Source organism: Streptomyces sp. NPDC012637 (assembly GCF_042954805.1).
Lineage (GTDB): Bacteria > Actinomycetota > Actinomycetes > Streptomycetales > Streptomycetaceae > Streptomyces.
In genome coordinates this window covers 1-23,522 of record NZ_JBIBDS010000003.1, presented here as the reverse complement: position 1 = coordinate 23,522, position 23,522 = coordinate 1, and the positions used below count along the sequence as shown (strand labels likewise).

The window sequence follows — 23,522 nt, the reverse complement described above, 5'->3', positions numbered from 1 at the left end:
CCCGTCACCGTCCGTTGACGCCCGGTCAACTCCGTACCCCTAGGTTCCGGAAGCGCGCGAACCCGCCGCCGACCGGTGCGGCGGTTCACCCCCTCTCCTCAGGAGTGAGACGTGGAGCGACGCAGTTTCCTGCGTGGAGCTGTCATCGGCACCTCGGCCGCCGCCTTCGGCGGCAGCCTCTGGGCCGGGTCGGCCTTCGCCGCACCCGCCCAGCCCGGCGCCGGCCCCTACGGGGCCCTCGGCGCGGCGGACGCCAACGGCATCCAGCTGCCGGCCGGTTTCACCAGCCGGGTGATCGCCCGGTCCGGCCAGACGGTCGCGGGCACCTCGTACACCTGGCACAACGCCCCCGACGGCGGCGCCTGCTTCGCCGACGGATCGGGCTGGATCTACGTGTCCAACTCGGAGATCAACCCGAGCGGCGGCGCGAGCGCCGTGAAGTTCGGCTCCACCGGCGCCGTCACGGGCGCCTACCGCATCCTCTCCGGCACCCGGCAGAACTGCGCGGGCGGCAAGACGCCGTGGAACACCTGGCTGTCCTGCGAGGAGGTCAGCCTGGCTACGTGTACGAGACCGACCCGTTCGGCGTGAACGCGGCCGTCCGCCGTGACGCCATGGGCAAGTTCAAGCACGAGGCGGCCGCGGCGGACCCGGTGCGCCGGGCGATCTACCTCACCGAGGACGAGTCGGACGGCTGCTTCTACCGCTTCCTGCCCACCACCTGGGGCAACCTCTCCTCCGGCACCCTCCAGGTCTTCAAGGCCGGCACCGCCACCTCCGGCACCTTCACGTGGCAGACCGTCCCGGACCCGGACGGCGCGCCGACCACGACCCGCAACCAGGTCTCCGGCGCCAAGCGGTTCAACGGCGGCGAGGGCTGCTACTACGCGAACGACACCGTCTGGTTCACGACCAAGGGCGACAACCGGGTCTGGCAGGTCAACCTGGCCGCCGGCACGTACGAACTGGCCTACGACGACTCGCTGGTGGTCGGCGGCGGCGCGCCGCTGACCGGCGTGGACAACGTCACCGGCGCGTCCTCGGGCGACCTGTTCGTCGCCGAGGACGGCGGCAACATGGAGATCTGCATCATCACGCCGGACGACGTCGTCGCGCCGTTCCTGCGGATCACCGGCCAGTCCTCCTCCGAGATCACGGGACCGGCCTTCTCCCCCGACGGCCGCCGGCTGTACTTCTCCAGCCAGCGCGGCACCAGCGGCAGCTCGTCGGGCGGCATCACCTACGAGGTGACCGGCCCGTTCCGCGCGTAGGCGGCCCGCTCGTAGGCGGGAGCCTGCACCGGTCCCTGGGCGCCGTTCCCTCCGAGGAGGGCGGCGCCCAGGGGCGTCAGGGTGTGCAGGACCGCGTTGCCGTGGCGCAGCGTGGCGACCAGGCCGGCCTCCCGCAGGACGCCGGCGTGTTGGCTCGCGGAGGCGAGGGACACTCCGGCCCTGCGGGCGAGTTCGCTGGTGGTGCCCCCGTCGCCGATGGCGTTCAGGACCGCCGAGCGGGTGTGCCCGACCAGCTTGGCGAGCGACGGCAGGCCCGGGGCCCGCACGGTCGGCGCCTCGCAGTGGGTGATCGGGTAGACCAGGACCGGCGGCAGTTCGGGGTCGCGCAGCACGACCGGGGTGCCGCGGCAGAAGTACGAGGGCTGGAGCAGCAGCCCGCGGCCAGCCAGGTGGACGTCACGGTCGACCGGGTAGTCGGCCTCCAGGACGGGGCTGCGCCAGCGCAGCATCGGCGGCAGGGACGCGAGGAGTTCGTCCGCCCCGCCGTCGAGCAGGGCCCGGCCACGGCGTGCCCGGTCGGCCTCGACCCGGGCCTGGATGTGGGACCAGTACGGCTCGACGGCAGCCCGGTGGTAGCCGCGCAGCGCGGTGAGGAGCCTGCCGAGCATCCCGGCGCCGCCCTCGGCGAGGGCGCGCAGGGCGGACGGGACGACGGGGCGCCCGGAGCGGGCGGCGCCGATCAGGGCGAGCTCGGTGCGGAGTCGTCCGGGCGGCGTGGCGCGGACCGCGTCAAGCCCCTCGTCGAGGCCGAGGATGCCCTGGGGCGGGGTGAGGAAGTCGGGGAAATAGCCGCGGCTCGGGACGAGCGCGGCCAGCAGCCGCGTCTCGCCGCCCAGCCGTATCCGGGCTTCGGACCGCCATTCCCCGTAGACCACGGAGCCGCGCCGGTCCCTTAAACGATGAAAACTGAGAATCGTTTCCCACAGAACGTCCGGCTGTGCGGCCATCCGCACCCCCGCCAAGTCGTTTCCGGTGAAATGAATCCGCAGCATGGAACCCCCACCTGTGCACTCGCAACCACCCCCGCGGACGAGTATGCACACCATCACTGCACGTTACCAGGGTGTTTCAGCCACACTTGAAAAGCCTCGCGGCGAACGGCGGGGAACCGAAAAGCTGTGCACGTCGGACGGGAAACCTTCAGGACCGAGGTGACGCGACGAAGACCGTGGGGGGCTTTGGAGCGTCCGGCGGCGGTCGGCGAGGGTTGCGGCTCACCCGCCCGACGAACCGAATGGGCGCGGCCTCCGGGTGGGGATCCGGGGGCCGCGCCCGTCTCATTCTTTGCGAATGTTCAAGGACGAATAATTCAATGTTCGCCCGCGCATGAGTTGAACAGGAACCCACATTTCCCCAACGATCATGCAACAGTCCACCGGGACGAAACACGACGGGGCGGACACCTCCGCACAAGGTGTCCGCCCCGTCTCTCCTGGAAACCGGAGCCGCCGCCCATCGGTTTGAGGGTCGGGGACGAACGGCGGCTCCGGTGGTCTTTGCTACTGAACCGAAGGTCAGCGGCTGTCGCTGCCCCTCGCCTCGGCCGCCGCACGGCCGGCCTCCAGGCGCGCCACCGGGATCCGGAACGGCGAGCAGGAGACGTAGTCGAGGCCCACCTCGTGGAAGAAGTGCACCGACTCCGGGTCACCGCCGTGCTCACCGCAGACACCGAGCTTGATGTCCGGGCGGGTGGCGCGGCCGGCCTCGACGGCCTGGCGGACCAGGGCGCCCACGCCGTCCTTGTCGATGGTCTCGAAGGGGCTGACGCCGAAGATGCCCTTCTCCAGGTACGCGGTGAAGAAGCTGGCCTCCACGTCGTCGCGGGAGAAGCCCCAGACCGTCTGGGTCAGGTCGTTGGTGCCGAAGGAGAAGAACTCCGCGGCCTCGGCGATCTGACCGGCGGTCACCGCGGCGCGCGGCAGCTCGATCATGGTGCCGAGCGCGAGCTTCAGCTCGATCCCGGTCTGCGCCTGGACCTCGGCGATGACCGCCTCGGCCTCCTCGCGGACCAGCTCCAGCTCCTGGACGGTGCCGACGAGCGGGATCATGATCTCGGCCCGCGGGTCGCCCTTGGCGTCGATGCGCTGGGCGGCGGCCTCGGCGATGGCGCGGACCTGCATGGTGAACAGGCCGGGAATGACCAGTCCGAGGCGGACGCCGCGCAGACCCAGCATCGGGTTCTGCTCGTGCAGCCGGTGCACGGCCTGGAGCAGGCGCAGGTCGTTCTCGTGCGGCTCCTTGCGGGCCTCGGCGAGGGCGACGCGCACCGACAGCTCGGTGATGTCGGGCAGGAACTCGTGCAGCGGCGGGTCGAGCAGGCGCACGGTGACCGGCAGGCCGTCCATCGCCTCGAAGAGCTCGACGAAGTCCTGCTTCTGCAGCGGGAGGAGGGCCTTCAGCGACTCCTCGCGCTCCTCGTCGGTGTCGGCGAGGATCAGGCGCTCGACGTACTGGCGGCGCTCACCGAGGAACATGTGCTCGGTGCGGCACAGGCCGATGCCCTGGGCGCCGAAGCGGCGGGCGCGCGAGGCGTCCTCGGCGTTGTCGGCGTTGGCGCGGACCCGCAGGCGGCGGACGCGGTCGGCGTAGGCCATGATCCGGTGCACGGCCTGGACCAGCTCGTCGGCGTCGTCGGCGCCGGCGTGCATGCGGCCCTCGAAGTACTCGACGACCGGGGACGGTACGACGGGTACCTCGCCGACGTACACCTTGCCGGTGGAGCCGTCGATGGAGACGACGTCGCCCTCCTCGATGACCACGCCGGAGGCGGTGGTCATGCGGCGGCGCTTGGTGTCGACCTCGAGCTCCTCGGCGCCGCAGACACACGTCTTGCCCATGCCGCGGGCGACGACGGCGGCGTGCGAGGTCTTGCCGCCGCGGGAGGTCAGGATGCCCTCGGCGGCGATCATGCCGTCCAGGTCGTCCGGGTTGGTCTCACGGCGGATGAGGATGACCTTCTCGCCGGAGCGGGACCACTTGACGGCCGTGTACGAGTCGAAGACGGCCTTGCCGACGGCGGCGCCCGGGGAGGCGGCGATGCCGCGGCCGAGCTGCTCGACCTTCGCGTTCTCGTCGAACTTGGGGAACATCAGCTGGGCGAGCTGGGCGCCGTTGACGCGCTGCAGCGCCTCGGCCTCGTCGATGAGGCCCTGGTCCACGAGCTGGGTGGCGATGCGGAAGGCGGCACCGGCGGTGCGCTTGCCGATGCGGGTCTGCAGCATCCACAGCTGGCCGCGCTCGATGGTGAACTCGATGTCGCAGAGATCCTTGTAGTGGGTCTCCAGCGTCTCCATGATCTGCATGAGCTGGTCGTACGACTTCTTGTCGATCGACTCGAGCTCGGCGAGCGGCACGGTGTTGCGGATGCCGGCGACGACGTCCTCGCCCTGCGCGTTCTGCAGGTAGTCGCCGTAGACGCCCTGGTGGCCGGAGGCGGGGTCGCGGGTGAAGGCGACGCCGGTGCCGGAGTCCGGGCCGAGGTTGCCGAAGACCATGGAGCAGACGTTGACGGCGGTGCCGAGGTCGTGCGGGATGCGCTCCTGGCGGCGGTACAGCTTCGCGCGGTCGCCGTTCCAGGAGTCGAAGACGGCCTTGATGGCCAGATCCATCTGCTCGCGCGGGTCCTGCGGGAAGTCGCGGCCCGTCGCGCTCTTGACGATCTTCTTGAACTGCTTGACGAGCTTCTTCAGGTCGCCGGCGTCCAGGTCGGTGTCGCTGGTGACCTTCTTGGCGGCCTTGGCCTCGTCGAGGGCGTCCTCGAAGAGCTCGCCGTCCACGCCGAGGACGGTCTTGCCGAACATCTGGATCAGGCGGCGGTACGAGTCCCAGGCGAAGCGCTCGTTGTCGGCCTGCGCGGCGAGGCCCTCGACGGACTTGTCGGAGAGGCCGATGTTGAGGACGGTGTCCATCATGCCGGGCATCGAGAACTTGGCGCCGGAGCGCACGGAGACGAGCAGCGGGTTGTCGGCCTGGCCGAGCTTCTTGCCCATCTTCTGCTCGAGGGCGTCGAGGTGCGCGCTGACCTCGTCGCGGAGCTCGGCCGGCTCGGAGCCGCTGTCGAGGTAGGTCTTGCACGCCTCGGTCGTGATCGTGAAGCCGGGAGGAACCGGGAGACCGAGGTTGGTCATCTCGGCCAGGTTCGCGCCCTTGCCACCGAGGAGATCCTTCAGATCCTTGTTGCCCTCGGTGAAGTCGTACACGAACTTCTGATCATTGTTTTCCGACACGGGTCTCGACTCCTCGACGACTCGGTTGGCTGCCCTGACGGCGAGGAACATACCCAGATCGAAGGCGTCTGGGGAGGTACGCCTACCGGTCACCCGGTCTTAACCACCCGTCCGCCAGCACTTCGAAAGTAACTGACGGGTAGCTTCCGCTTTCAGGCCCCGAAGGCCGCTTGACCCGAACCAGGCCTAGAACGCTCACATGAGCGCGTAATCCAGCATCTGCGTTCAACTCTTGAACGCAAAAAGGGTGGCACCCAGTGCCACCCTTCAAGCGGGAGAGAAGCTTGTAACCTGCTCATCTGAGCGCGACCCCTATCAGGGGTGGCGAGAATCACTCGCCGGAGAGCGCTCCGATGAGCTCGGATCTCAGCCTCCGGACGTGTCCAACTCGGCGTCCTCGCTCACTCCCGCGCAGTCGTACGGGTCCTTCAACCAGCCGTCCGGCAGGACGACCCGGTTGTTTCCGGACGTACGGCCACGCGGGCCGTCCGCGCCCGCCGGCCACGGCTGGTCCAGGTCCAGCTCGCTCAACTGAGCGCGCAGCTCGTCCAGGGACGAGGTGATCGCCAGCCTCTTGCGCATCTCCGAACCGACCGCGAAGCCCTTCAGGTACCAGGCCACGTGCTTGCGGAAGTCGATGACACCGCGCGTCTCGTCGCCGATCCACTCGCCGAGCAGCGTCGCGTGCCGCACCATCACCTCGGCGACCTGCCGCAGCCCCGGCGTCGCATAGGTGCCCGTGGGGGTTCCCCCTGCTCGAGCGAAGCCGGGAGCTCGGGGGGCCTCGAAGCCCGCCACCAGGTCGCCGAACAGCCACGGGCGGCCCAGGCAGCCACGGCCCACGACCACGCCGTCGCAGCCGGTCTCGCGCATCATCCGCAGCGCGTCGTCCGCCGACCAGATGTCGCCGTTTCCGAGCACCGGGATCTCCGGCACGTGCTCCTTCAGCCGCGCGATGGCGTCCCAGTCGGCCGTGCCGCCGTAGTGCTGGGCGGCCGTCCGGCCGTGCAGGGCGATCGCCGTGACGCCCTCCTCGACCGCGATCCGGCCCGCGTCGAGGTACGTGATGTGGTCGTCGTCGATGCCCTTGCGCATCTTCATCGTGACCGGCAGGTCGCCCGCGTTGGTCACGGCCTCGTGCAGGATCGCCCGCAGCAGCGGCCGCTTGTACGGCAGCGCCGAGCCGCCGCCCTTACGGGTCACCTTCGGCACCGGGCAGCCGAAGTTCAGGTCGATGTGGTCGGCCAGGTCCTCGTCGACGATCATCCGGACCGCCTTGCCGACGGTCACCGGGTCCACTCCGTACAGCTGGATCGACCGCGGCTTCTCGGTCGCGTCGAAGTGGATGAGCTGCATCGTCTTCTCGTTGCGCTCGACCAACGCCCGCGTCGTGATCATCTCGCTGACGAACAGACCCTTCCCTCCGGAGAACTCACGGCAGAGGGTGCGGAAGGGGGCGTTGGTGATGCCGGCCATCGGCGCGAGCACCACCGGCGGCTGCACGATGTGCGGCCCGATGGCGAGGGGGGAGAACGCGGTCATTCGCCCATTGTCCCGCACTGCGCGAGTCTTTAGACAGCCGTACGATCCGCACATGCCCGAGCCACCGAAGCCGCAGCTCAGCCGCTCCCGCCGACGGCTCGTCCTAGCGATCTGCTGCATGAGCCTGCTGATCGTCAGCCTGGACAACACCGCGCTCAACGTGGCGCTGCCCTCGATGCGGCGCGATCTCGACGCCTCGGTCTCCGGCATGCAGTGGACCATCGACGCCTACACCCTCGTGATCGCCTCGCTGCTCATGCTCTCCGGCTCCACCGCCGACCGGATCGGCCGCCGCAAGGTCTTCACCACCGGGCTCGTGCTCTTCGTCCTCGGCTCGCTGCTCTGCTCGCTCGCGCCGACGCTGGAGACCCTCGTCGCCTTCCGGATGGTGCAGGCCGTGGGCGGCTCCATGCTCAACCCGGTCGCCATGTCGATCATCACCAACACCTTCACCGAACCGGCCGAACGCGCGCGTGCCATCGGCGTCTGGGGCGCGGTCGTCGGCGTCTCCATGGCGGCCGGGCCGCTCGTGGGCGGTCTGCTCGTCGAGTCGGTCGGCTGGCGGTCGATCTTCTGGGTGAACCTTCCGGTCGGTCTCGTCGCGCTCGCCCTGACCCTGCGCCACGTCCCCGAGTCCCGCGCGCCCCGGCCCCGCCGCCCCGACCCGGTGGGCCAGGTCCTGGTGACGGTGCTGCTCGGCTCCCTCACCTACGCGATCATCGAGACCAGCACCCTCTTCGCCGGCGTCGCGGTGCTCGCCCTCCTCGGCGTCCTGGTCTACGAGCCGAGGCGCCGCGAGCCCCTGATCGACCTGCGGTTCTTCCGCAGCGCGCCGTTCAGCGGCGCCACCGTGATCGCCGTGTGCGCCTTCGCCGCGCTCGGTGCCTTCCTCTTCCTCAACACCCTGTACCTCCAGGACGTCCGCGGCCTGTCCGCCCTGCACGCCGGGCTCTACATGCTGCCGATGGCGGCGATGACCTTCGTCTTCGCGCCGCTGTCCGGCCGGCTGGTCGGGACGCGCGGCCCGCGGCCCTCGCTGCTGCTCGCGGGCACGGCGATGGCCACGGGCGCGCTGCTGTTCGCCGCCTTCCACGCGGAGACCAGCACGCCGCTGCTCTTCACCGGTTACGTGGTCTTCGGCATCGGCTTCGGCCTGGTGAACGCGCCGATCACCAACACGGCGGTGTCGGGCATGCCCCGCTCCCAGGCCGGGGTCGCGGCGGCCGTGGCCTCCACCAGCCGCCAGACCGGGCAGACGCTGGGCGTCGCGGTGGCGGGCGCGGTCCTCTCCGCGGGCCTGGCCTCGGCCGCGGCCTACACCACCGAGGGCTTCGTCGAGGCGAGCAAGCCGGTGTACTGGGTCGTCACCGGCTGCGGCCTGGCGGTGCTGCTCGCCGGGGCGGTCAGCAGCGGCCCGTGGGCGCAGCGCACCGCGGAACGGACGGCGCGGCGGCTCGAGACGGAGGACGCCGGGGTTCAGGCGACGGCGAGGGCGTCCTCGCCCTGACGGACCCGGGTGGCCCCCTCCGCGCGCCCGGTCTCCGTGGCCCCCGCGGTCGGCGCCGGGCCCGCGGCCTGCGCGTGCGGCGCGGAGTCCACGGCCTGCGCGTGCGGCGCGGGGGCCACGGCCTGCGCGGTCACCGCAGCGCCCTCGGCCTCGGTGCGGGCGGCCTCCTCCGCCAGGACCAGCGCGTGCAGGCGCTCGATCCCGGCCCGGCTCGCCTCGTCGACCGGTACGTACGTGACCAGGCGCGGTCCGGCGGTCGGGCCGAGCCACAGGTTGGTGTGCTCCAGCCGGAGCAGGCCGACGTGGGCGTTGTCGATGAGCTTGGTGCGGCCGGACTGGTCGACCACGTCGTGCCGCGCCCAGATCTCGCGGAACTCCGGCGAGGCCTCCTCCAGGCGGTGGAGCAGCGCCTTCCAGGCCGGTTCGGCGAGGTGCTCGGCCATGGCGGCGCGCAGCTTGCCGGCCAGCGCGCGCAGCACCTCGGGCAGGTCGGTGACGGCGGCGCGGAAGTCCTCGTTGGTGAAGGCCAGCCACAGGCTGTTGCGCTCCTCGCGGGGCAGCGCGTCCAGGTCGCAGAAGAGCCGCCCGAAGGTGCGGTTGTGGGCGAGGAAGTCGTAGCGGCTGTTCTGCACGGCGGCCGGGATCGGCTCCAGCTGGTCGAGCAGGGCGCGCAGCGCCGGCGTGACGGTCGGGCAGGGCGTCTCGGGGTGCGGGTCGGACTGCCCGGCGAGGGAGAAGAGGTGGGTGCGCTCGGTGGGGTCGAGCAGCAGGGCGCCGGCGAGTGCGTCGAGGACCTGCGGGGACACCTGGATCGGCCGGGCCTGCTCCAGCCACGTGTACCAGGTGACGCCGACGGCGGAGAGCTGGGCGACCTCCTCGCGGCGCAGTCCCGGGGTGCGGCGCCGCCGGCCGCGCGGCAGCCCGACCTGTTCGGGGCTGATCCGCTCGCGCCTGCTGCGCAGGAAGGCGGCCAGCTCGTGCCGCCGGACGTCGGGTTCGGCGGCCGGGGCCGAGGGCTTGCCCGCCGTTCGTTCCGTGCGGGCCGCGGCTGCCGTGTCGAGCGTCATGACGGTCATGCTCCCAGGGTGCCGGGGCTCTCAGCCCGTTGCCAGGTAGTCCTTGTACCAGGATAAGTCCACTCTGGTACCAGGCTAATCCGGGCGCGAGGCTCGATCACGTGACTACGACAACCTCCCCGTCCGCCGCCCGTACCGCCGTACCGGTCGTCGACCACGCCCGCCCGGCGCTCGGCTCACTCGGCCTGTTCACCGTGCTGCTCGGCGCGGCGCTGCCGCTGATCGACTTCTTCATCGTCAACGTCGCCCTGCCCACCATCGACCACGACCTGAACGCGGGACCGGCGATGCTGGAGCTGGTCGTCGCCGGGTACGGCCTCGCGTACGCCGTCCTGCTCGTGCTCGGCGGCCGGCTCGGCGACCAGTTCGGCCGGCGCCGGCTCTTCCTCGTCGGCATGGCCGCCTTCGGCCTCACCTCCCTCGCCTGCGGCCTCGCGCCGGACGCCTGGACGCTGGTCGGCGCCCGGGTGGCACAGGGTGCCGCGGCGGCGCTGATGCTGCCGCAGGTGCTCGCGACGATTCACTCCTCGACGTCGGGCGCCCGGCACGCGCGGGCGCTCAGCCTCTACGGGGCGACCGCCGGCCTCGCCATGGTGGCCGGCCAGATCCTGGGCGGCGTGCTGGTCGCCGCCGATGTCGCGGGCACCGGCTGGCGCTCGATCTTCCTGGTCAACGTGCCGGTGGCACTCGTCGGGCTCGTGCTCGCGGCCCGCAGCGTCCCCGAGACCCGCTCGGACCGGCCCGCGCCGGTCGACCTGCCCGGCACGCTGCTGCTCGCGCTCGCACTGCTCACCCTGCTCGCCCCGCTCACCGAGGGCCGGGCGGCCGGCTGGCCGCTGTGGACCTGGGTGGCGCTGGCCGTCTTCCCGTTCGCGGCCGGCGCGTTCTGGTGGGTGGAGGTACGGGCGGACCGTGCGGGCCGTACGCCGCTGGTGCCGCCGAGCCTGCTCGGCCTGGTCTCGCTGCGCCGGGGCCTCGCCGTGGTGCTGCCGCTGTCGCTGGGCTTCAGCGGCTTCATGTTCGTGATCGCGATCTCGCTCCAGCAGGGCCTCGCGATGGGTGCGGTCGCCTCCGGCCTGGCCCTGGTGCCGATGGCGGTGGCCTTCTTCGGCGCCTCGCTCGCGGGCCCGCGGCTCATCGGGCGCTGGGGCGCGACCCGGGTGGTTCCGGCGGGCGCGGTGTTCCAGGCGCTCGGCATCGGGCTGCTCGCCTGGACGGTGGCGCGCGGCTGGCCCGACCTGACGGTGTGGAGCCTGCTGCCGGGCATGGCGGTCGCGGGTCTGGGCCAGGGGCTCCAGCTGCCGGTGCTGTTCCGGGTGGTGCTCTCGGAGGTGCCGGCGGAGCGGGCGGGCGTCGGCAGCGGCGTGATGGTGACGACGCAGCAGTCGGCGCTGGCGCTGGGCGTGGCGACGCTGGGCTCGCTCTTCCTCTCGCTCGGCTCCTCCCCCGCCGGCATGGGCTCCGCCCTGACGACGACGCTCCTGGTGCAGCTGGGCGTGGTGGCGCTGACGCTGCTGCTGAGCCTGCGCCTCCCGTCGAAGAGCTGAGGGCCGGGCCCGGGATCGGGGAGGACGACGGGCGGCGCCGGAGCATGAAGGGACTGACAAATATTGAAATCTGTCATCACCCATGTCATAGTCGATGCATGAGCACTCTGACCTCCCTCCCCACCCGCACCCTCGGCTCCACCGGCCCCCAGGTCTCCGCGCTCGGCCTCGGCTGCATGGGCATGTCCGCCCTGTACGGCGAGGCCGACCGCGCCGAGTCGATCGCGACGATCCACGCCGCTCTGGACGCGGGCGTCACGCTCCTCGACACCGGCGACTTCTACGGCATGGGCCACAACGAGCTGCTGATCAACGAGGCGCTGCGCACCGCCCCCGCCGCCGCCCGCGAACAGGCCCTCACCAGCGTCAAGTTCGGCGCCCTGCGCACGGCCGAAGGCGGCTGGACCGGATACGACGGCCGCCCCGGCGCCGTGAAGAACTTCGCCGCGTACTCGCTGCAGCGACTCGGCACCGACCACATCGACATCTACCGGATCGCCCGCGTCGACCCCGACGTGCCGATCGAGGAGACCGTGGGCGCCATCGCCGAGCTGGTCGAGGCGGGCCACGTCCGGCACATCGGCCTCTCCGAGGTGGGCGCGGACACCCTGCGCCGGGCCGCCGCCGTCGCCCCGATCGCCGACCTCCAGATCGAGTACTCGCTGATCTCCCGCGGCATCGAGGACCGGATCCTGCCCACCGCCCGCGAGCTGGGCGTCGGCATCACCGCGTACGGAGTCCTCTCGCGCGGACTGATCAGCGGCCACGTCACCCGCGAGCAGACCTTCGCGCCGGGCGACTTCCGCGGCATGTCGCCCCGCTTCCAGGGCGACAACCTCGGCCGCAACCTGGACCTGGTGGACCGGCTGCGCGCGGTCGCCGGGGCGAAGGGCGTCACCGTCGCCCAGATCGCCATCGCCTGGGCGCTCTCCCGGGGCGAGGACATCGTCCCGCTGATCGGCGCCCGCCGCCGCGACCGGCTCGCGGAGGCCCTCGGCGCCCTGGACGTCACGCTCGACGCGGCCGACCTGGCGGCGATCGAGGCGGCCGTCCCGGCGGGCGCGGCGTCCGGCGCCCGCTACCCGGAGAGCCAGATGGACCACCTGGACAGCGAGCGGTGAGCACCGACCGGGTGACAGGTACTGTCATTCCATGGCCACCACGGAGACCCTGACCGCCGAGCGCATCCTCGAAGCCACCGAGGAGGTGCTGCGCCGCTACGGCCCGGCGAAGGCGACCGTCGTGGACGTGGCCAGGGCCCTCGGCGTCAGCCACGGCAGCGTCTACCGTCACTTCCGCACCAAGGCGGCGCTGCGCGAGTCGGTCACCGAGCGCTGGCTGGGGCGGACCATCGACGCCCTCCGGCCGTACGTCGACGGCGCGGAGCCGGCCGACGAGCGCCTGACCGGCTGGCTGACCGCCCTCTTCGCCCTCAAGCGCGAGAAGGCGGGCGGCGATCCGGAGCTGATGGCCACCTTCCAGGTGCTGATCGGCGAGAACAGCGCGGTGGTCGACCGGCACGAGGACCACCTGGTCGAGCAGATCGCCCGGATCCTGGAGGACGGCCGCAGCGCGGGCGTGTTCACCACGCCGGAGGCGGACCTCCCGGCCACGGCCCGCGCCGTCTTCCTCGCCACCGACCGCTTCCACAACCCGGCCCACTCCGCCGAGTGGTCGGCCCCGGGCAGCGGGGCCGCCTTCGACGCGGTGGTCGCCCTGGTGCAGCGCGCGCTGAAGGCCTGACACGTACGTACGGGAAAGCCCCCGGTTCCGAGAACGGAACCGGGGGCTTCGCCGTACGGGTTCGACCGGGGTCAGCAGCCCAGCAGGCGGCTGGCCAGGTAGCCCTGGATCTGGTCGAGGGAGACGCGCTCCTGCTTCATGGTGTCGCGCTCGCGCACGGTCACCGCGTTGTCCTCGAGGGTGTCGAAGTCGACGGTGACGCAGTACGGCGTACCGATCTCGTCCTGGCGGCGGTAGCGGCGGCCGATGGCGCCGGCGTCGTCGAACTCGATGTTCCAGTTCTGCCGCAGGTCGGCAGCGAGGCCCTTGGCCTTCGGCGAGAGCTCCGCGTTGCGGGACAGCGGCAGCACGGCGACCTTGACCGGGGCCAGGCGGTGGTCGAGGCGCAGCACGGTGCGCTTCTCCATGACGCCCTTGGCGTTGGGGGCCTCGTCCTCGGTGTACGCGTCGAGCAGGAAGGCCAGCATGGTGCGGCCGACACCGGCGGCCGGCTCGATGACGTACGGCGTGTAGCGCTCGCCCTCCTGCTCCAGGAAGGTCAGGTTCGCGCCCGAGGCCTCGGAGTGGGCCTTCAGGTCGTAGTCGGTGCGGTTGGCGACGCCCTCGAGCTCGCCCCACTCGCTGCCGCCGAACTGGAAGCGGTACTCGATGTCGGCGGTGCGCTTGGAGTAGTGGGAGAGCTTCTCCTTCGGGTGCTCGAACCAGCGCATGTTCTCCTCACGGAGACCCAGGTTCGTGTACCAGTTCCAGCGCTGCTCCATCCAGTACTCGTGCCACTGCTCGTCCTCGCCCGGCTTGACGAAGAACTCCATCTCCATCTGCTCGAACTCGCGGGTGCGGAAGATGAAGTTGCCCGGAGTGATCTCGTTCCGGAAGGACTTGCCCATCTGCGCGATGCCGAACGGGGGCTTCTTGCGCGCGGTCGTCTGCACCTGGGCGAAGTTGGTGAAGATGCCCTGGGCGGTCTCGGGACGCAGGTACGCGACGGAGCCGGTGTCCTGGGTCGGGCCGAGGTGCGTGGAGAGCAGGCCGGAGAACTGCTTGGGCTCGGTGAAGGTGCCCTTGTTGCCGCAGTTGGGGCAGTTGAGGTCGGCGAGGCCGTTCTCGGGGAGGCGGCCGTGCTTCTCCTCGTACGCCTCCTCCAGGTGGTCGGCGCGGAAGCGCTTGTGGCAGGAGGTGCACTCGGTCAGCGGGTCGGTGAAGGTCGCGACGTGGCCGGAGGCCTCCCAGACCTCGGTGGCCAGGATGACCGACGAGTCGATACCGACGACGTCGTCGCGCGAGGTGACCATGTAACGCCACCACTGGCGCTTGATGTTCTCCTTGAGCTCGACGCCCAGGTGTCCGTAGTCCCAGGCGGCGCGCTGACCGCCGTAGATCTCACTGCAGGGGAAAACAAAGCCACGGCGCTTGCTCAGGCTGACGATGGTGTCGATCTTGTCGGCGGCCACGGTGCTCTCTTCATTACGACGACGAAGTGCGAATGCCTCAGGTTACCGGCGCCCGGGCCCCCACTTTCAAATCGGTTGCCCCTCGCCCGTCGGGAGGCGGTGCCAGTGCGCCAGGACACACGTGCGGCAATTGACAACCGTTTCCACTTTTGTTGAAAATGAGTGTCATGAACGTACGCCGACTGATACCCGCCACCGCCGTCGCCGGAGCCGTCGCCCTCGGTCTCGTGACCCTCTCCGCCTGCTCCGGAACCTCCGACGCCGCCGACAAGGCCGGCAACGAGAGCGGCGGGAAGCTGGACGTCGTCGCGTCGTTCTACCCCATGCAGTTCCTGGCCGAGCAGATAGGTGGCACCTACGTCACCGTCAACACGCTCACCAAGCCGGGCGTCGAGCCGCACGACCTGGAGCTCAAGCCGAAGCAGATCGGCGAGCTCGGCCAGGCCGACGTCATCCTCTACCTCAAGGGCATCCAGCCCGCCGTCGACGACGCCATCGCGCAGTCCGCCACGGGCACCACCATCGACGCCGCCACCCTCACCAAGCTCGAGGAGCACGGCACCGAGGTCGGCCACGACCACGGCTCCGAAGAGGCGGGCCACGAGGACCACGGCTCCGAAGCCGGCGCCGACCCGCACGTCTGGCTCGACCCCGTGAAGTACGGCGAGGTCGCCCAGGGCGTGGGCGCCGCCTTCGAGAAGGCCGACCCGGCCCACGCCGCCACGTACAAGGCGAACACCCAGGCCCTGATGACGAAGCTCGCCGCCCTGAACGGCGAGTTCGAGACCGGCCTGAAGAACACCTCCACCAAGACCTTCATCACCACCCACTCCGCCTTCGGCTACCTCGCCGAGCGCTACGGCCTGGAGCAGGAGGGCATCTCCGGCATGGACCCCGAGTCCGAGCCGAGCCCCGCCCGCATCAAGGAGCTCCAGGACGTCGCGAAGAAGGACAAGGTCACCACCGTCTTCTTCGAGACCCTGGCCAGCGACAAGACCGCCAAGACCCTCGCGAGCGACACCGGTCTCAAGACCGACGTGCTCGACCCGCTGGAGGGAATCACGGACAAGTCCAAGGGCGATGACTACATCGAGGTCATGCGGTCCAACCTCGCCGCGCTGAAGAAGGCCCTCGGCGCGAAGTGAGCCCGAAGCGAGCGCGGAAGCGAGCGCCTAAGTGAGCGTGAAGTGATCAGCACCCAGCAGGAGGCAGTCGTGGGCTCTCCCGTGAGCGACCAGCCCGTCATCTCCGTGCGCGGCGCCACCGCCGCCCTCGGCTCGCGCCCCGTCCTGCGCGGCGTCGACCTCACCGTGCACCGCGGTGAGGTCGTCGCGCTGCTCGGCGCCAACGGCTCCGGCAAGTCCACCGCCGTCCGCTCCGTCATCGGCCAGGTGCCGCTGACCGGCGGCAGCATCGAGCTGTTCGGCACCCCGCAGAAGCGCTTCCGCGACTGGGCCCGCGTCGGCTACGTACCGCAGCGCACCACCGCCGCCAGCGGTGTCCCCGCGACCGTCCGCGAGGTCGTCTCCTCCGGCCGGCTGTCCCGCCGCAGGTTCGGCCTCACGACGAAGGCCGACCGCGCCGCGATAGCCCGGGCCATGGAACTGGTCGGCCTCGACGACCGCGCCGGCGACTCGGTCAGCGCCCTCTCCGGCGGCCAGCACCAGCGCGTGCTGATCGCCCGCGCGCTCGCCTCCGAGCCCGAGCTGCTGATCATGGACGAGCCGATGGCCGGCGTCGACCTCGCCAGCCAGGAGATCCTCGCCGGCACCCTGCGCGAGCAGGTCGCCGGCGGCACCTCCGTCCTCCTCGTCCTGCACGAGCTCGGCCCGCTGGAGCCCCTCATCGACCGCGCGGTCGTGCTCCGCGACGGCTGCGTCGTCCACGACGGCCCGCCGCCGCGGGCCGTGGGCCAGCACGCCCTGCCCGGCCATGACCACGTCCACCCCCACGCGGCCGACGAGCCGCTCCGCACGGGACTGCTGACCTGACGATGGAATTCCTCGAACTCGCCTTCATGCAGCGGGCGCTCCTCGCGGCCGTCCTCGTCGGCATCACCGCGCCCGCCGTCGGCATCTACCTCGTCCAGCGCCGCCAGGCGCTGATGGGCGACGGCATCGGCCACGTCGCCATGACCGGCGTCGGCCTCGGCTTCCTGATGTCCGCCAACCCGGTGTGGATGGCCACCCTGGTCGCCGTCGCCGGCGCGGTCGCCATGGAGCTGATCCGGGCCTACGGCAAGACCCGCGGCGACCTCGCCCTCGCCCTGCTCTTCTACGGCGGCATGGCCGGCGGCGTCCTGCTGATCAACCTGTCGCCGACCGGCTCCAACGCCAACCTGAGCTCGTTCCTCTTCGGCTCGCTGTCCACGGTCTCCGCCGAGGACGTCACGTCGATCAGCGTGCTCGCCGCCTTCGTGGTCCTCGTCACCGTCGGTCTGCGCCGGCAGCTCTTCGCCGTCAGCCAGGACGAGGACTTCGCCCGCGTCACCGGCCTGCCGGTGCGCGCCCTGAACCTGCTCGTCGCGGTCACCGCGGCCGTGACCGTCACGGTCGCCATGCGCGTGGTGGGCCTGCTCCTGGTCAGCGCCCTGATGGTGGTTCCCGTCGCGGCGGCCCAGCAGCTGTCCCGGTCCTTCCGTACGACGTTCGTCCTCGCGGTCGTGATCGGCACCGGCGTCACCCTGTCGGGCACGATCACGTCGTACTACCAGGACGTGCCGCCCGGCGCGACGATCGTGCTCTTCGCGATCGGCGTGTTCATCGCGCTCGCCGTGCTCGCCGCGCCGCTGGCCCGGCGGCGGGCCCGCGCCGCCGAGCGCGCCACCGCGGAATGCGACGCACGATGCCTTCCGGCCACCCGCCGTCCCACGGACGACGTGAAGGTCTGACGGCGGAGGAACGGGGGGCTGGCAGAATGGCGGGGGCAGACAAGGATTCAAGGAGGCCCCCGTGGTGACGGCAGGACCCCCCGTAAAAGGCCGCTCGACCAAGCAGCGGGCCGCAGTCTCGGCAGCCCTGAACGAGGTGGACGAGTTCCGCAGCGCCCAGGAGCTGCACGACATGCTCAAGCACCGTGGCGACTCCGTCGGCCTCACCACCGTCTACCGCACGCTGCAGTCCCTGGCCGAGGCCGGCGAGGTCGACGCGCTGCGCACGAGCGACGGCGAGACCGTCTACCGCCGCTGCTCGACCGGCGACCACCACCACCATCTGGTGTGCCGCGTCTGCGGCAAGGCCGTGGAGGTGGAGGGCCCGGCGGTGGAGCAGTGGGCCGAGACGATCGCGGCGGAGCACGGCTTCGTGAACGTGGCGCACACGGTGGAGATCTTCGGCACGTGCGCGGAGTGCGCGGCGAAGTAGCTTCAGTCGTACGCGAGAGGGCCCGCACCGGTTTCGCCCGGTGCGGGCCCTCTCGCGTACGCGTACGTCTCACATACGGGTGAGGTTCCGGTCCAGGAGCGCACGGAGCCGGTCGACGTCGGCGGGGTCGGCGAGCCCGCGCTTGGGCAGGGCGGCGACGCCCGCGCCGCCCTTGTCGGCGGAGAGCAGCACGAACTGCGTCGGCGTCTCGAAGTACCGGGGCGTCAGCTGCCAGCGGGCCACGACCTCGCTGTCCCGGGTCTCCCAGCGCACCCCGTCCTCGTCGACGCGCGCACGGTGCTCGCCCTGCCGCTCGATCACGGCGTACATCTGCCGGGCGGTGAGCCTGAGGGCCAGCGGCCCGAGGACGGCCGCGAGCAGTCCGAGCGCGCCCATGAGGATCGCGCCCCCGGTGTTCGGCTCTCCGGGTCCGGACAGCAGGAAGGCGACGACGAGGAATGCCAGTACGGCGGTGGTCGGCATCAGCCACCGCAGTGTCCGGAACGAGCCGTGCCGCATCTGCACCCGTACGGCGTCGACCAGATCCTCACGCGTCGGCGTGTAGACGAGCTCCATCGCGGATCCCCCCTGTCCCCCGTCAGGCCTTGTCGAGGACCGCGAGGTCCGCCGGGTCCACGCCGCCGAAGCGCCGGTCGCGCTGCGCGTACTCGACGCACGCCCGCCACAGGTCGCGGCGGTCGAAGTCGGGCCACAGGACGTCCTGGAAGACCATCTCGGCGTACGCGCTCTGCCAGATCAGGTAGTTCGACGTGCGCTGCTCGCCGCTGGGCCGCAGGAAGAGGTCGACGTCCGGCATGTCCGGGTAGTAGAGGTACTTCTGGATGGTCTTCTCGGTGATCTTCGCCGGGTCGAGCCTGCCCGCCTTCACGTCCTCGGCGAGCGCCTGCGCCGCGTCCGTGAGCTCGGCCCGCCCGCCGTAGTTCATGCAGAAGTACAGCGTGAGCCTGGTGTTGTCCTTCGTCTGCTCCTGGGCGACCTGGAGCTCCTTGGCCACCGACTTCCACAGCTTCGGCATGCGGCCGACCCAGCGCACCCGGACGCCGAGCTCGTCGAGCTGGTCACGGGTCTTGCGGATGAAGTCCCGGTTGAAGTTCATCAGGAAGCGCACCTCCTCGGGCGAGCGCTTCCAGTTCTCCGTGGAGAAGGCGTACAGCGAGATCGAGCCGACGCCCATCTCGATCGCGCCCTGGAGCACGTCGAGCACCTGCTCGGCGCCGACCTTGTGGCCCTCGGTGCGCGGCAGGCCGCGCTCCTTGGCCCAGCGGCCGTTGCCGTCCATGACGATCGCGACGTGCTCGGGCACGAGCTCCGACTGGAGCTTCGGCGGGCGGGCACCGGAGGGGTGCGGCTCGGGGGTCCTGTACTCCCGTCGCTGGCGCCCGAGGAGTCGTGCGATGGCCATGGCGTGGTCTCTCCTAGCTCTTCTCTACGTACCGCAGCGAGCGCAGTCCGCGCTCCAGGTGCCAGTGCAGATAGGCGGACACCAGTCCGCTGCCCTCCCTGACGTGACGCGGCTCGGCCGCGTCCGCCGTCTCCCAGTCGCCGGTGAGCAGCGCGCTGAGCAGGCCTACGGCCTCCGCAGAGGGTACGACGCTTCCGGGCACCCGGCAGTCCCCGCATATGACTCCGCCCGCGGCGACCGAAAAGAAGCGGTTCGGCCCGTGAAGTCCGCATTTGGCGCAGTCTTCGAAGCTGGGCGCGTAGCCGTTGACGGCGAGCGAGCGCAGCAGGAAGGCGTCGAGGATGAGGTGCGGGGCGTGCTCGCCGCGCGCGAGGGTGCGCAGCCCGCCCACGAGCAGCAGGTACTGCTGCACGGCCGGCTCGCCCTCGTGGTCGGTGAACCGTTCCGCCGTCTCCAGCATCGCCGTGCCCGCCGTGTACCGGGCGTAGTCGGTGACGATGCCGCTGCCGTACGCGGCGATGGTCTCGCTCTGCGTGCACAGCGGCAGACCGCGACCGACCAGCTCACTCCCGCGGGCGAAGAACTGCACGTCCACGTGCGAGAACGGTTCGAGCCGCGCCCCGAACTTCGACTTCGTCCGGCGCACGCCGCGCGCGACGGCGCGTACGCGTCCGTGACCCCGCGTGAGCAACGTGATGATGCGGTCCGCTTCACCCAGCTTCTGGGTGCGCAGCACGATGCCGTCGTCGCGGAACAGACTCATGGGCCCATTCTCCCGTACGGCAGCAGTGCTCAGGGACCCCCTCGCCCCTTCCGGAGGCGGAAGCGGGCGAGGCCGGCCACGGCGCTGCTCCACAGCCGGGCGTTCCGGGTCCGGCGGGCCGGGCCACGCTTCACGGCACTTCGCCGCGACTGCGCGCGTTCGCGTGCGCGGTCGCGGCGCGCAGGCGCTCGGTGGCGGTCGCGACCCGGACGCCGTCCGGCTCGCAGTCCCACTCGCGCCCGCCGCCGATGGGCCGGACCTGGAGGTAGGGACCCTCGTGCCCCATCACCGTGCCGACCCTGCCGGTGCGGATGTCGACGACGTACGCGCCGATGGGCGGTTTCATTCGCGTCCCCCTTCGTCCGTGGGCGTGAGCGCGGCGGCGAGCAGCCGTGCCGTGGCCGCCGTACAGCGCCCGAGCTCGATCAGCGGCCGGGGAGGCTCGGCGGCGAGGGTCAGGGCGTCGAGCCCGAGCGAGGGGAGCGTGATTCCGGCCCGTCCCAGCGCTTCGCGCAATTCCCTCACCACCTCTCGCGCTTCCCGCGTTGCTCCAGTTTCCGTCGGCCGCATGCTGTCTTCCTTCACCAACGCGGTCCTTTCCGAATCCATTTCCCGCTTTCCGCATCCAGGGTGGTGGCGGCTCCCTAGAATCGACAGATGCGCTGGGGCTACAACTGCGGTGTGGGGTTCGGGAGTTAATCCATGGCCAAAGCCAAGCGGGAAGAAGTGTGGGAGTTCTTCGGCGAGCTGCTGAAGGAACGCCGGGAGGCGGCGGGGCCCTCGCAGAACGAGCTGGGGGCACGGGTGTTCGTCTCGGCGGCGTACATCGGCCTGTTCGAGCAGGGAATCAGGAAGCCGCAGCTGGAGCTGGCCCAGAGATTCGACGAGGTCCTACAAACCGGCGGTATTTTCGAACGGACCTGGCGGAAGCTGATCGACAGGTCGCCGTACGCGGAATACTTCAACGCGGCGGCGGAGCTGGAGGCCGTGGCGACGAAGACTGCGAGTTCGCGCCGACGGTGATCCCGGGGCTGCTGCAGACACCGGAGTACGCGCGGACGGTGACGCTGGCGGCAAATCCGTTCGCGACGGAGGAGTACGTCGAAGAAAAAGTCACCGCTCGGGTCAAACGACAGGCGATTCTCAAGGACGCTACAAGGCCCGAGTATTGGGTCACCCTGCACGAGAACGCCGTACGCGCCCCGGTGGGCGGCGCGGCGGCCATGGCCGCGCAACTGGAGCACATCGTGGCGCTGATCCGGCAACGGTGGGCGCTGGTGACCCTGCTGCCGCGCACGGCCGGAGCACACGCCTCCATGAACGGAACGCTCAAACTCATGGAGTTCGTGGACCAGCCGCCGACGGCCTACACGGAGACCTCGTTTTCGGGCACGCTCCTCGAAGATCCGGCTGTGGTGAAGCGCGCCCAGCGCGCCTACGATCTGCTCAGGGTCGCCGCCTTGTCGCCGGAGGCGTCCCTGGCCCTGATCGAGTCGGCGGCGGAGGACTTCAGACGATGCGCGCGTACGACCTGACCAACGCCCACTGGTTCAAGAGCACCTACAGCAACGGTGAGGGCGGCAACTGCGTCGAAGTCTCCTACGACTTCGCCGGCACCGCCTGGCGCAAGAGCTCGTACAGCAACGGCGAGGGCGGTGACTGCCTCGAAGTTCTCGACGGCGTCCCCGGTGTCGTCCCCGTCCGCGACAGCAAGGTTCCGGACGGCCCCGCGCTCGTCGTCCCGGCGGCCGCCTGGGCCGCGTTCGTCGCCGGGGTCAAGAGGTGACGGCCGTCGCCACGCCCGGAGCCCTCACGCTGTGGGCAGTGACGGCGGGGCTCGTCTTCGTGGCGGTGACGGCGGCCACCGGGTGACCGCCGTGCCCCGTCCCGCGCACCTGGTCCGGATCGACGACCGCCTCGTCCTGCGCCGCCCCGAGGACCCGGCCGACCTGGACGAGCTGCACAGGCTCATCGACGAGTCCGTCGAGCACCTGCGGCCGTGGATGGACTGGGTCGAGGACCACTGTCCGGAGTGGACCGCCGGCTACCTCTCGCGGCGGGTCGGACAGTGGGCGGCGGGCGCGGAGTTCACGTACGTCATCGTGCTCGACGGGGCGATGGTCGGTGCCTGCAGCCTGCACCGGCGCGAGGAGACGCCCGACGACGCCTACGAGATCGGTTACTGGCTCCATCCGGCCGCCACCGGCCACGGTCTGGCCGCCCGGGCCGCGCGGGCCCTCGTCGCCGAGGGCTTCCGGCTGCCCGGCGTGCGTCGGCTGCTGGTGCTGCACATGCCGGAGAACCACGCGAGCGCCACCGTCCCGGCGAAGCTCGGTTTCACCGAGCTGACGCGACTGCGGGACGGGGACGGCGAGTTCCGGGTCTGGGAGCTGACGCGGGCCGAGGACCCGGCGCAGGCCCTGATCCAGACCCAGACCCAGACCCAGACCCAGGCCCAGGCCCGGATCCAGACCCGGACCCCGACCTAGGAGGCGGCCCCTCCCACGGGCGGCTCTTCCGCCGGGGCCTCGTCGAAGGCGGCCGAGAGGTCCGCGGTCTGGGGCCTGCTGGTCAGGATGGCGCGGGCCTGCGTGGCGGCGCGGGTGATGCTCTCGGAGACGAAGTCGGCGAAGCGGGCCACGTTCTCGAGGCGGATGCCGGCGGGGGTGTCGCGCCCGAGGACACCGACGCCCTGCCGTGCGGTCTCGGTGATCTGGGCGGTGGCGCGGGCACTGGCCATGACCGACTCGTACCAGACGTCGTCGTCGACGATGTAACGCTCGCGGCGGCCCTCCCCGCGGTCGCGGCGGCAGAGGCCCTGGCTTTCGAGGAACGCGACAGCCTTGGACACGGAGGCCGGGCTCACCTCGAGGCGCTGCACCAGCTCGGGCGCGGTGAGGCTGCCCTGGTCGCTGATCATGATGCAGGCCATGACCCTGGCCATCATCTTGGGCATGCCGGACTGCATGAGGACGGTCGTGAACGTCTCCTCGTACGCGCGCACGGCCTCGGTGTCCCGCCCGTAGGCCTGCTCGTCGGAGGAGCCGGGGCGGGTCCCGGCTCCGGTGCCGCGCGCCGGCGTCTGCTTCCGGCGCTGGGCGCGGTGTTCGGTGGCGCGGTGGGCGAGGTCGGCGCGGTAGCCGGCGGGGCCGCCGTTGCGCATGACCTCGCGGGTGACGGTGGACGTCGGGCGGTCGAGGCGCCGGGCGATCTCCGCGTAGGCGAGTCCGTCGGCCAGTCCGAGGGCGATCTGCTGACGTTCGGGCTGGGTGAGCCTGCCTCCGGGCATCGCGGCCTCCTTCAGGTGCGTGGTGTGCCCCACTATAGCGTTCACCTTCAATCCATTGCAACGCAATGCGGGCTGACGTTGCGTTACCCATGGACCCGTTGCAACGATTTCCCTACCTTGACCTGGCATTTCTTGGTTACTGCGCAACAAGACCGTTGCCGGATGGGTGAAGGCAACGTAGCTTTTCCCATGTCGGAAACACCGAAAGCGACAACGGGAACAACGACGAGAACAAGGAACCCGCCATGCAGAAGTTCGCCACCCAGGCCACCACCTCCACCCTCTCCGCCCTCCTCGACAT

At 70.9% G+C, this 23,522-nt stretch carries 20 protein-coding genes and 3 pseudogenes; 12 read left to right on the top strand and 11 right to left on the bottom strand.

The features are described 5' to 3' along the window. Window positions 1-111 precede the first annotated feature (111 nt). A pseudogene (locus ACFY8W_RS13140) lies at window positions 112-1,271 on the top strand (alkaline phosphatase PhoX). Here ACFY8W_RS13140 and ACFY8W_RS13135 read toward each other — a convergent pair. The 3 genes from ACFY8W_RS13135 to dusB form a co-directional block, all read right to left on the bottom strand. Then, window positions 1,241-2,284, bottom strand: a complete 1,044-nt coding sequence (locus ACFY8W_RS13135; protein ID WP_391103959.1) for a helix-turn-helix domain-containing protein — start codon at window positions 2,282-2,284, stop codon at window positions 1,241-1,243. The pseudogene ACFY8W_RS13140 and the gene ACFY8W_RS13135 sit on opposite strands and share 31 nt — an antisense overlap. Window positions 2,285-2,806: 522 nt before the next feature. Then, window positions 2,807-5,518 carry a pyruvate, phosphate dikinase gene (ppdK, locus tag ACFY8W_RS13130; protein ID WP_391103957.1) on the bottom strand — a complete coding sequence of 904 codons (2,712 nt, stop codon included), beginning with the start codon at window positions 5,516-5,518 and terminating at the stop codon, window positions 2,807-2,809. A gap of 366 nt (window positions 5,519-5,884) precedes the next feature. Beyond that, a complete protein-coding gene (gene dusB, locus ACFY8W_RS13125; RefSeq protein ID WP_391103954.1) occupies window positions 5,885-7,060 on the bottom strand; it encodes a tRNA dihydrouridine synthase DusB in 1,176 nt (391 codons plus the stop codon). Between the two features lie 52 nt (window positions 7,061-7,112). Between dusB and ACFY8W_RS13120 the strand changes: the two genes are divergently transcribed. Further along, complete coding sequence (locus ACFY8W_RS13120; RefSeq protein WP_391103951.1) at window positions 7,113-8,567, top strand: DHA2 family efflux MFS transporter permease subunit; 1,455 nt, start codon at window positions 7,113-7,115, stop codon at window positions 8,565-8,567. Between the two features lie 161 nt (window positions 8,568-8,728). Here the strand turns inward: ACFY8W_RS13120 and ACFY8W_RS13115 are convergent. Beyond that, a pseudogene (locus ACFY8W_RS13115) lies at window positions 8,729-9,643 on the bottom strand (helix-turn-helix domain-containing protein); the annotation flags it as partial. A gap of 101 nt (window positions 9,644-9,744) precedes the next feature. On the opposite strand from ACFY8W_RS13115, the gene ACFY8W_RS13110 reads away from it, so the two are divergent. The 3 genes from ACFY8W_RS13110 to ACFY8W_RS13100 all read left to right on the top strand — a co-directional run bounded on the left by ACFY8W_RS13110 (window position 9,745) and on the right by ACFY8W_RS13100 (window position 12,933). Beyond that, window positions 9,745-11,190, top strand: a complete 1,446-nt coding sequence (locus ACFY8W_RS13110) for an MFS transporter (RefSeq protein ID WP_391103949.1) — start codon at window positions 9,745-9,747, stop codon at window positions 11,188-11,190. A 98-nt stretch (window positions 11,191-11,288) separates the two neighbouring features. After that, window positions 11,289-12,311, top strand: a complete 1,023-nt coding sequence (locus ACFY8W_RS13105; RefSeq protein ID WP_391103947.1) for an aldo/keto reductase — start codon at window positions 11,289-11,291, stop codon at window positions 12,309-12,311. Window positions 12,312-12,342: 31 nt separating this feature from the next. Continuing rightward, window positions 12,343-12,933: a TetR family transcriptional regulator gene (locus ACFY8W_RS13100; RefSeq protein WP_391103945.1), complete on the top strand. Its 591-nt coding sequence runs from the start codon at window positions 12,343-12,345 to the stop codon at window positions 12,931-12,933. Window positions 12,934-13,004: 71 nt separating this feature from the next. On the opposite strand, the gene ACFY8W_RS13095 is transcribed toward ACFY8W_RS13100, so the two are convergent. Beyond that, on the bottom strand, window positions 13,005-14,384 hold the full coding sequence (locus tag ACFY8W_RS13095) for a glycine--tRNA ligase (protein ID WP_391103942.1): 1,380 nt from the start codon (window positions 14,382-14,384) through the stop codon (window positions 13,005-13,007). Between the two features lie 167 nt (window positions 14,385-14,551). On the opposite strand from ACFY8W_RS13095, the gene ACFY8W_RS13090 reads away from it, so the two are divergent. The 4 genes from ACFY8W_RS13090 (at window position 14,552) to ACFY8W_RS13075 (ending at window position 17,746) form a co-directional block, all read left to right on the top strand. After that, window positions 14,552-15,529 carry a metal ABC transporter solute-binding protein, Zn/Mn family gene (locus ACFY8W_RS13090; RefSeq protein ID WP_391103940.1) on the top strand — a complete coding sequence of 326 codons (978 nt, stop codon included), beginning with the start codon at window positions 14,552-14,554 and terminating at the stop codon, window positions 15,527-15,529. A gap of 42 nt (window positions 15,530-15,571) precedes the next feature. Continuing rightward, window positions 15,572-16,375, top strand: a complete 804-nt coding sequence (locus tag ACFY8W_RS13085) for an ATP-binding cassette domain-containing protein (RefSeq protein WP_391103938.1) — start codon at window positions 15,572-15,574, stop codon at window positions 16,373-16,375. Window positions 16,376-16,377: 2 nt separating this feature from the next. Beyond that, complete coding sequence (locus tag ACFY8W_RS13080) at window positions 16,378-17,274, top strand: iron chelate uptake ABC transporter family permease subunit (protein WP_391103935.1); 897 nt, start codon at window positions 16,378-16,380, stop codon at window positions 17,272-17,274. Window positions 17,275-17,335: 61 nt separating this feature from the next. Beyond that, entirely contained in the window at window positions 17,336-17,746 is a 411-nt protein-coding gene (locus ACFY8W_RS13075) for a Fur family transcriptional regulator (RefSeq protein WP_384415532.1), read from the top strand. A 69-nt stretch (window positions 17,747-17,815) separates the two neighbouring features. Here ACFY8W_RS13075 and ACFY8W_RS13070 read toward each other — a convergent pair whose 3' ends face one another. The 5 genes from ACFY8W_RS13070 to ACFY8W_RS13050 form a co-directional block, all read right to left on the bottom strand. Continuing rightward, window positions 17,816-18,322, bottom strand: coding sequence for a YcxB family protein (locus tag ACFY8W_RS13070; RefSeq protein ID WP_391103933.1), 507 nt, complete (start codon window positions 18,320-18,322; stop codon window positions 17,816-17,818). A 22-nt stretch (window positions 18,323-18,344) separates the two neighbouring features. Beyond that, on the bottom strand, window positions 18,345-19,169 hold the full coding sequence (locus ACFY8W_RS13065; protein ID WP_391103930.1) for an isoprenyl transferase: 825 nt from the start codon (window positions 19,167-19,169) through the stop codon (window positions 18,345-18,347). A 13-nt stretch (window positions 19,170-19,182) separates the two neighbouring features. Continuing rightward, entirely contained in the window at window positions 19,183-19,932 is a 750-nt protein-coding gene (gene recO / locus ACFY8W_RS13060) for a DNA repair protein RecO (RefSeq protein WP_391103928.1), read from the bottom strand. Between the two features lie 130 nt (window positions 19,933-20,062). Next, window positions 20,063-20,278: a hypothetical protein gene (locus tag ACFY8W_RS13055; RefSeq protein WP_391103926.1), complete on the bottom strand. Its 216-nt coding sequence runs from the start codon at window positions 20,276-20,278 to the stop codon at window positions 20,063-20,065. Beyond that, window positions 20,275-20,448, bottom strand: coding sequence for a hypothetical protein (locus ACFY8W_RS13050; RefSeq protein WP_391103924.1), 174 nt, complete (start codon window positions 20,446-20,448; stop codon window positions 20,275-20,277). Before ACFY8W_RS13050 ends, ACFY8W_RS13055 begins: the two co-directional genes overlap by 4 nt. Before the next feature lie 186 nt (window positions 20,449-20,634). On the opposite strand from ACFY8W_RS13050, the pseudogene ACFY8W_RS13045 reads away from it, so the two are divergent. The 3 genes and pseudogenes from ACFY8W_RS13045 (at window position 20,635) to ACFY8W_RS13035 (ending at window position 22,421) form a co-directional block, all read left to right on the top strand. Then, window positions 20,635-21,467: pseudogene (locus ACFY8W_RS13045) on the top strand (Scr1 family TA system antitoxin-like transcriptional regulator). Beyond that, window positions 21,449-21,718 carry a DUF397 domain-containing protein gene (locus tag ACFY8W_RS13040; RefSeq protein ID WP_391103922.1) on the top strand — a complete coding sequence of 90 codons (270 nt, stop codon included), beginning with the start codon at window positions 21,449-21,451 and terminating at the stop codon, window positions 21,716-21,718. Before ACFY8W_RS13045 ends, ACFY8W_RS13040 begins: the two are co-directional and overlap by 19 nt. Window positions 21,719-21,809: 91 nt before the next feature. Next, on the top strand, window positions 21,810-22,421 hold the full coding sequence (locus ACFY8W_RS13035; RefSeq protein WP_391103919.1) for a GNAT family N-acetyltransferase: 612 nt from the start codon (window positions 21,810-21,812) through the stop codon (window positions 22,419-22,421). Here ACFY8W_RS13035 and ACFY8W_RS13030 read toward each other — a convergent pair. Beyond that, window positions 22,418-23,221, bottom strand: coding sequence for a helix-turn-helix domain-containing protein (locus ACFY8W_RS13030; protein WP_391105504.1), 804 nt, complete (start codon window positions 23,219-23,221; stop codon window positions 22,418-22,420). The two genes, ACFY8W_RS13035 and ACFY8W_RS13030, sit on opposite strands and share 4 nt — an antisense overlap. Between the last annotated feature and the right edge of the window lie 301 nt (window positions 23,222-23,522).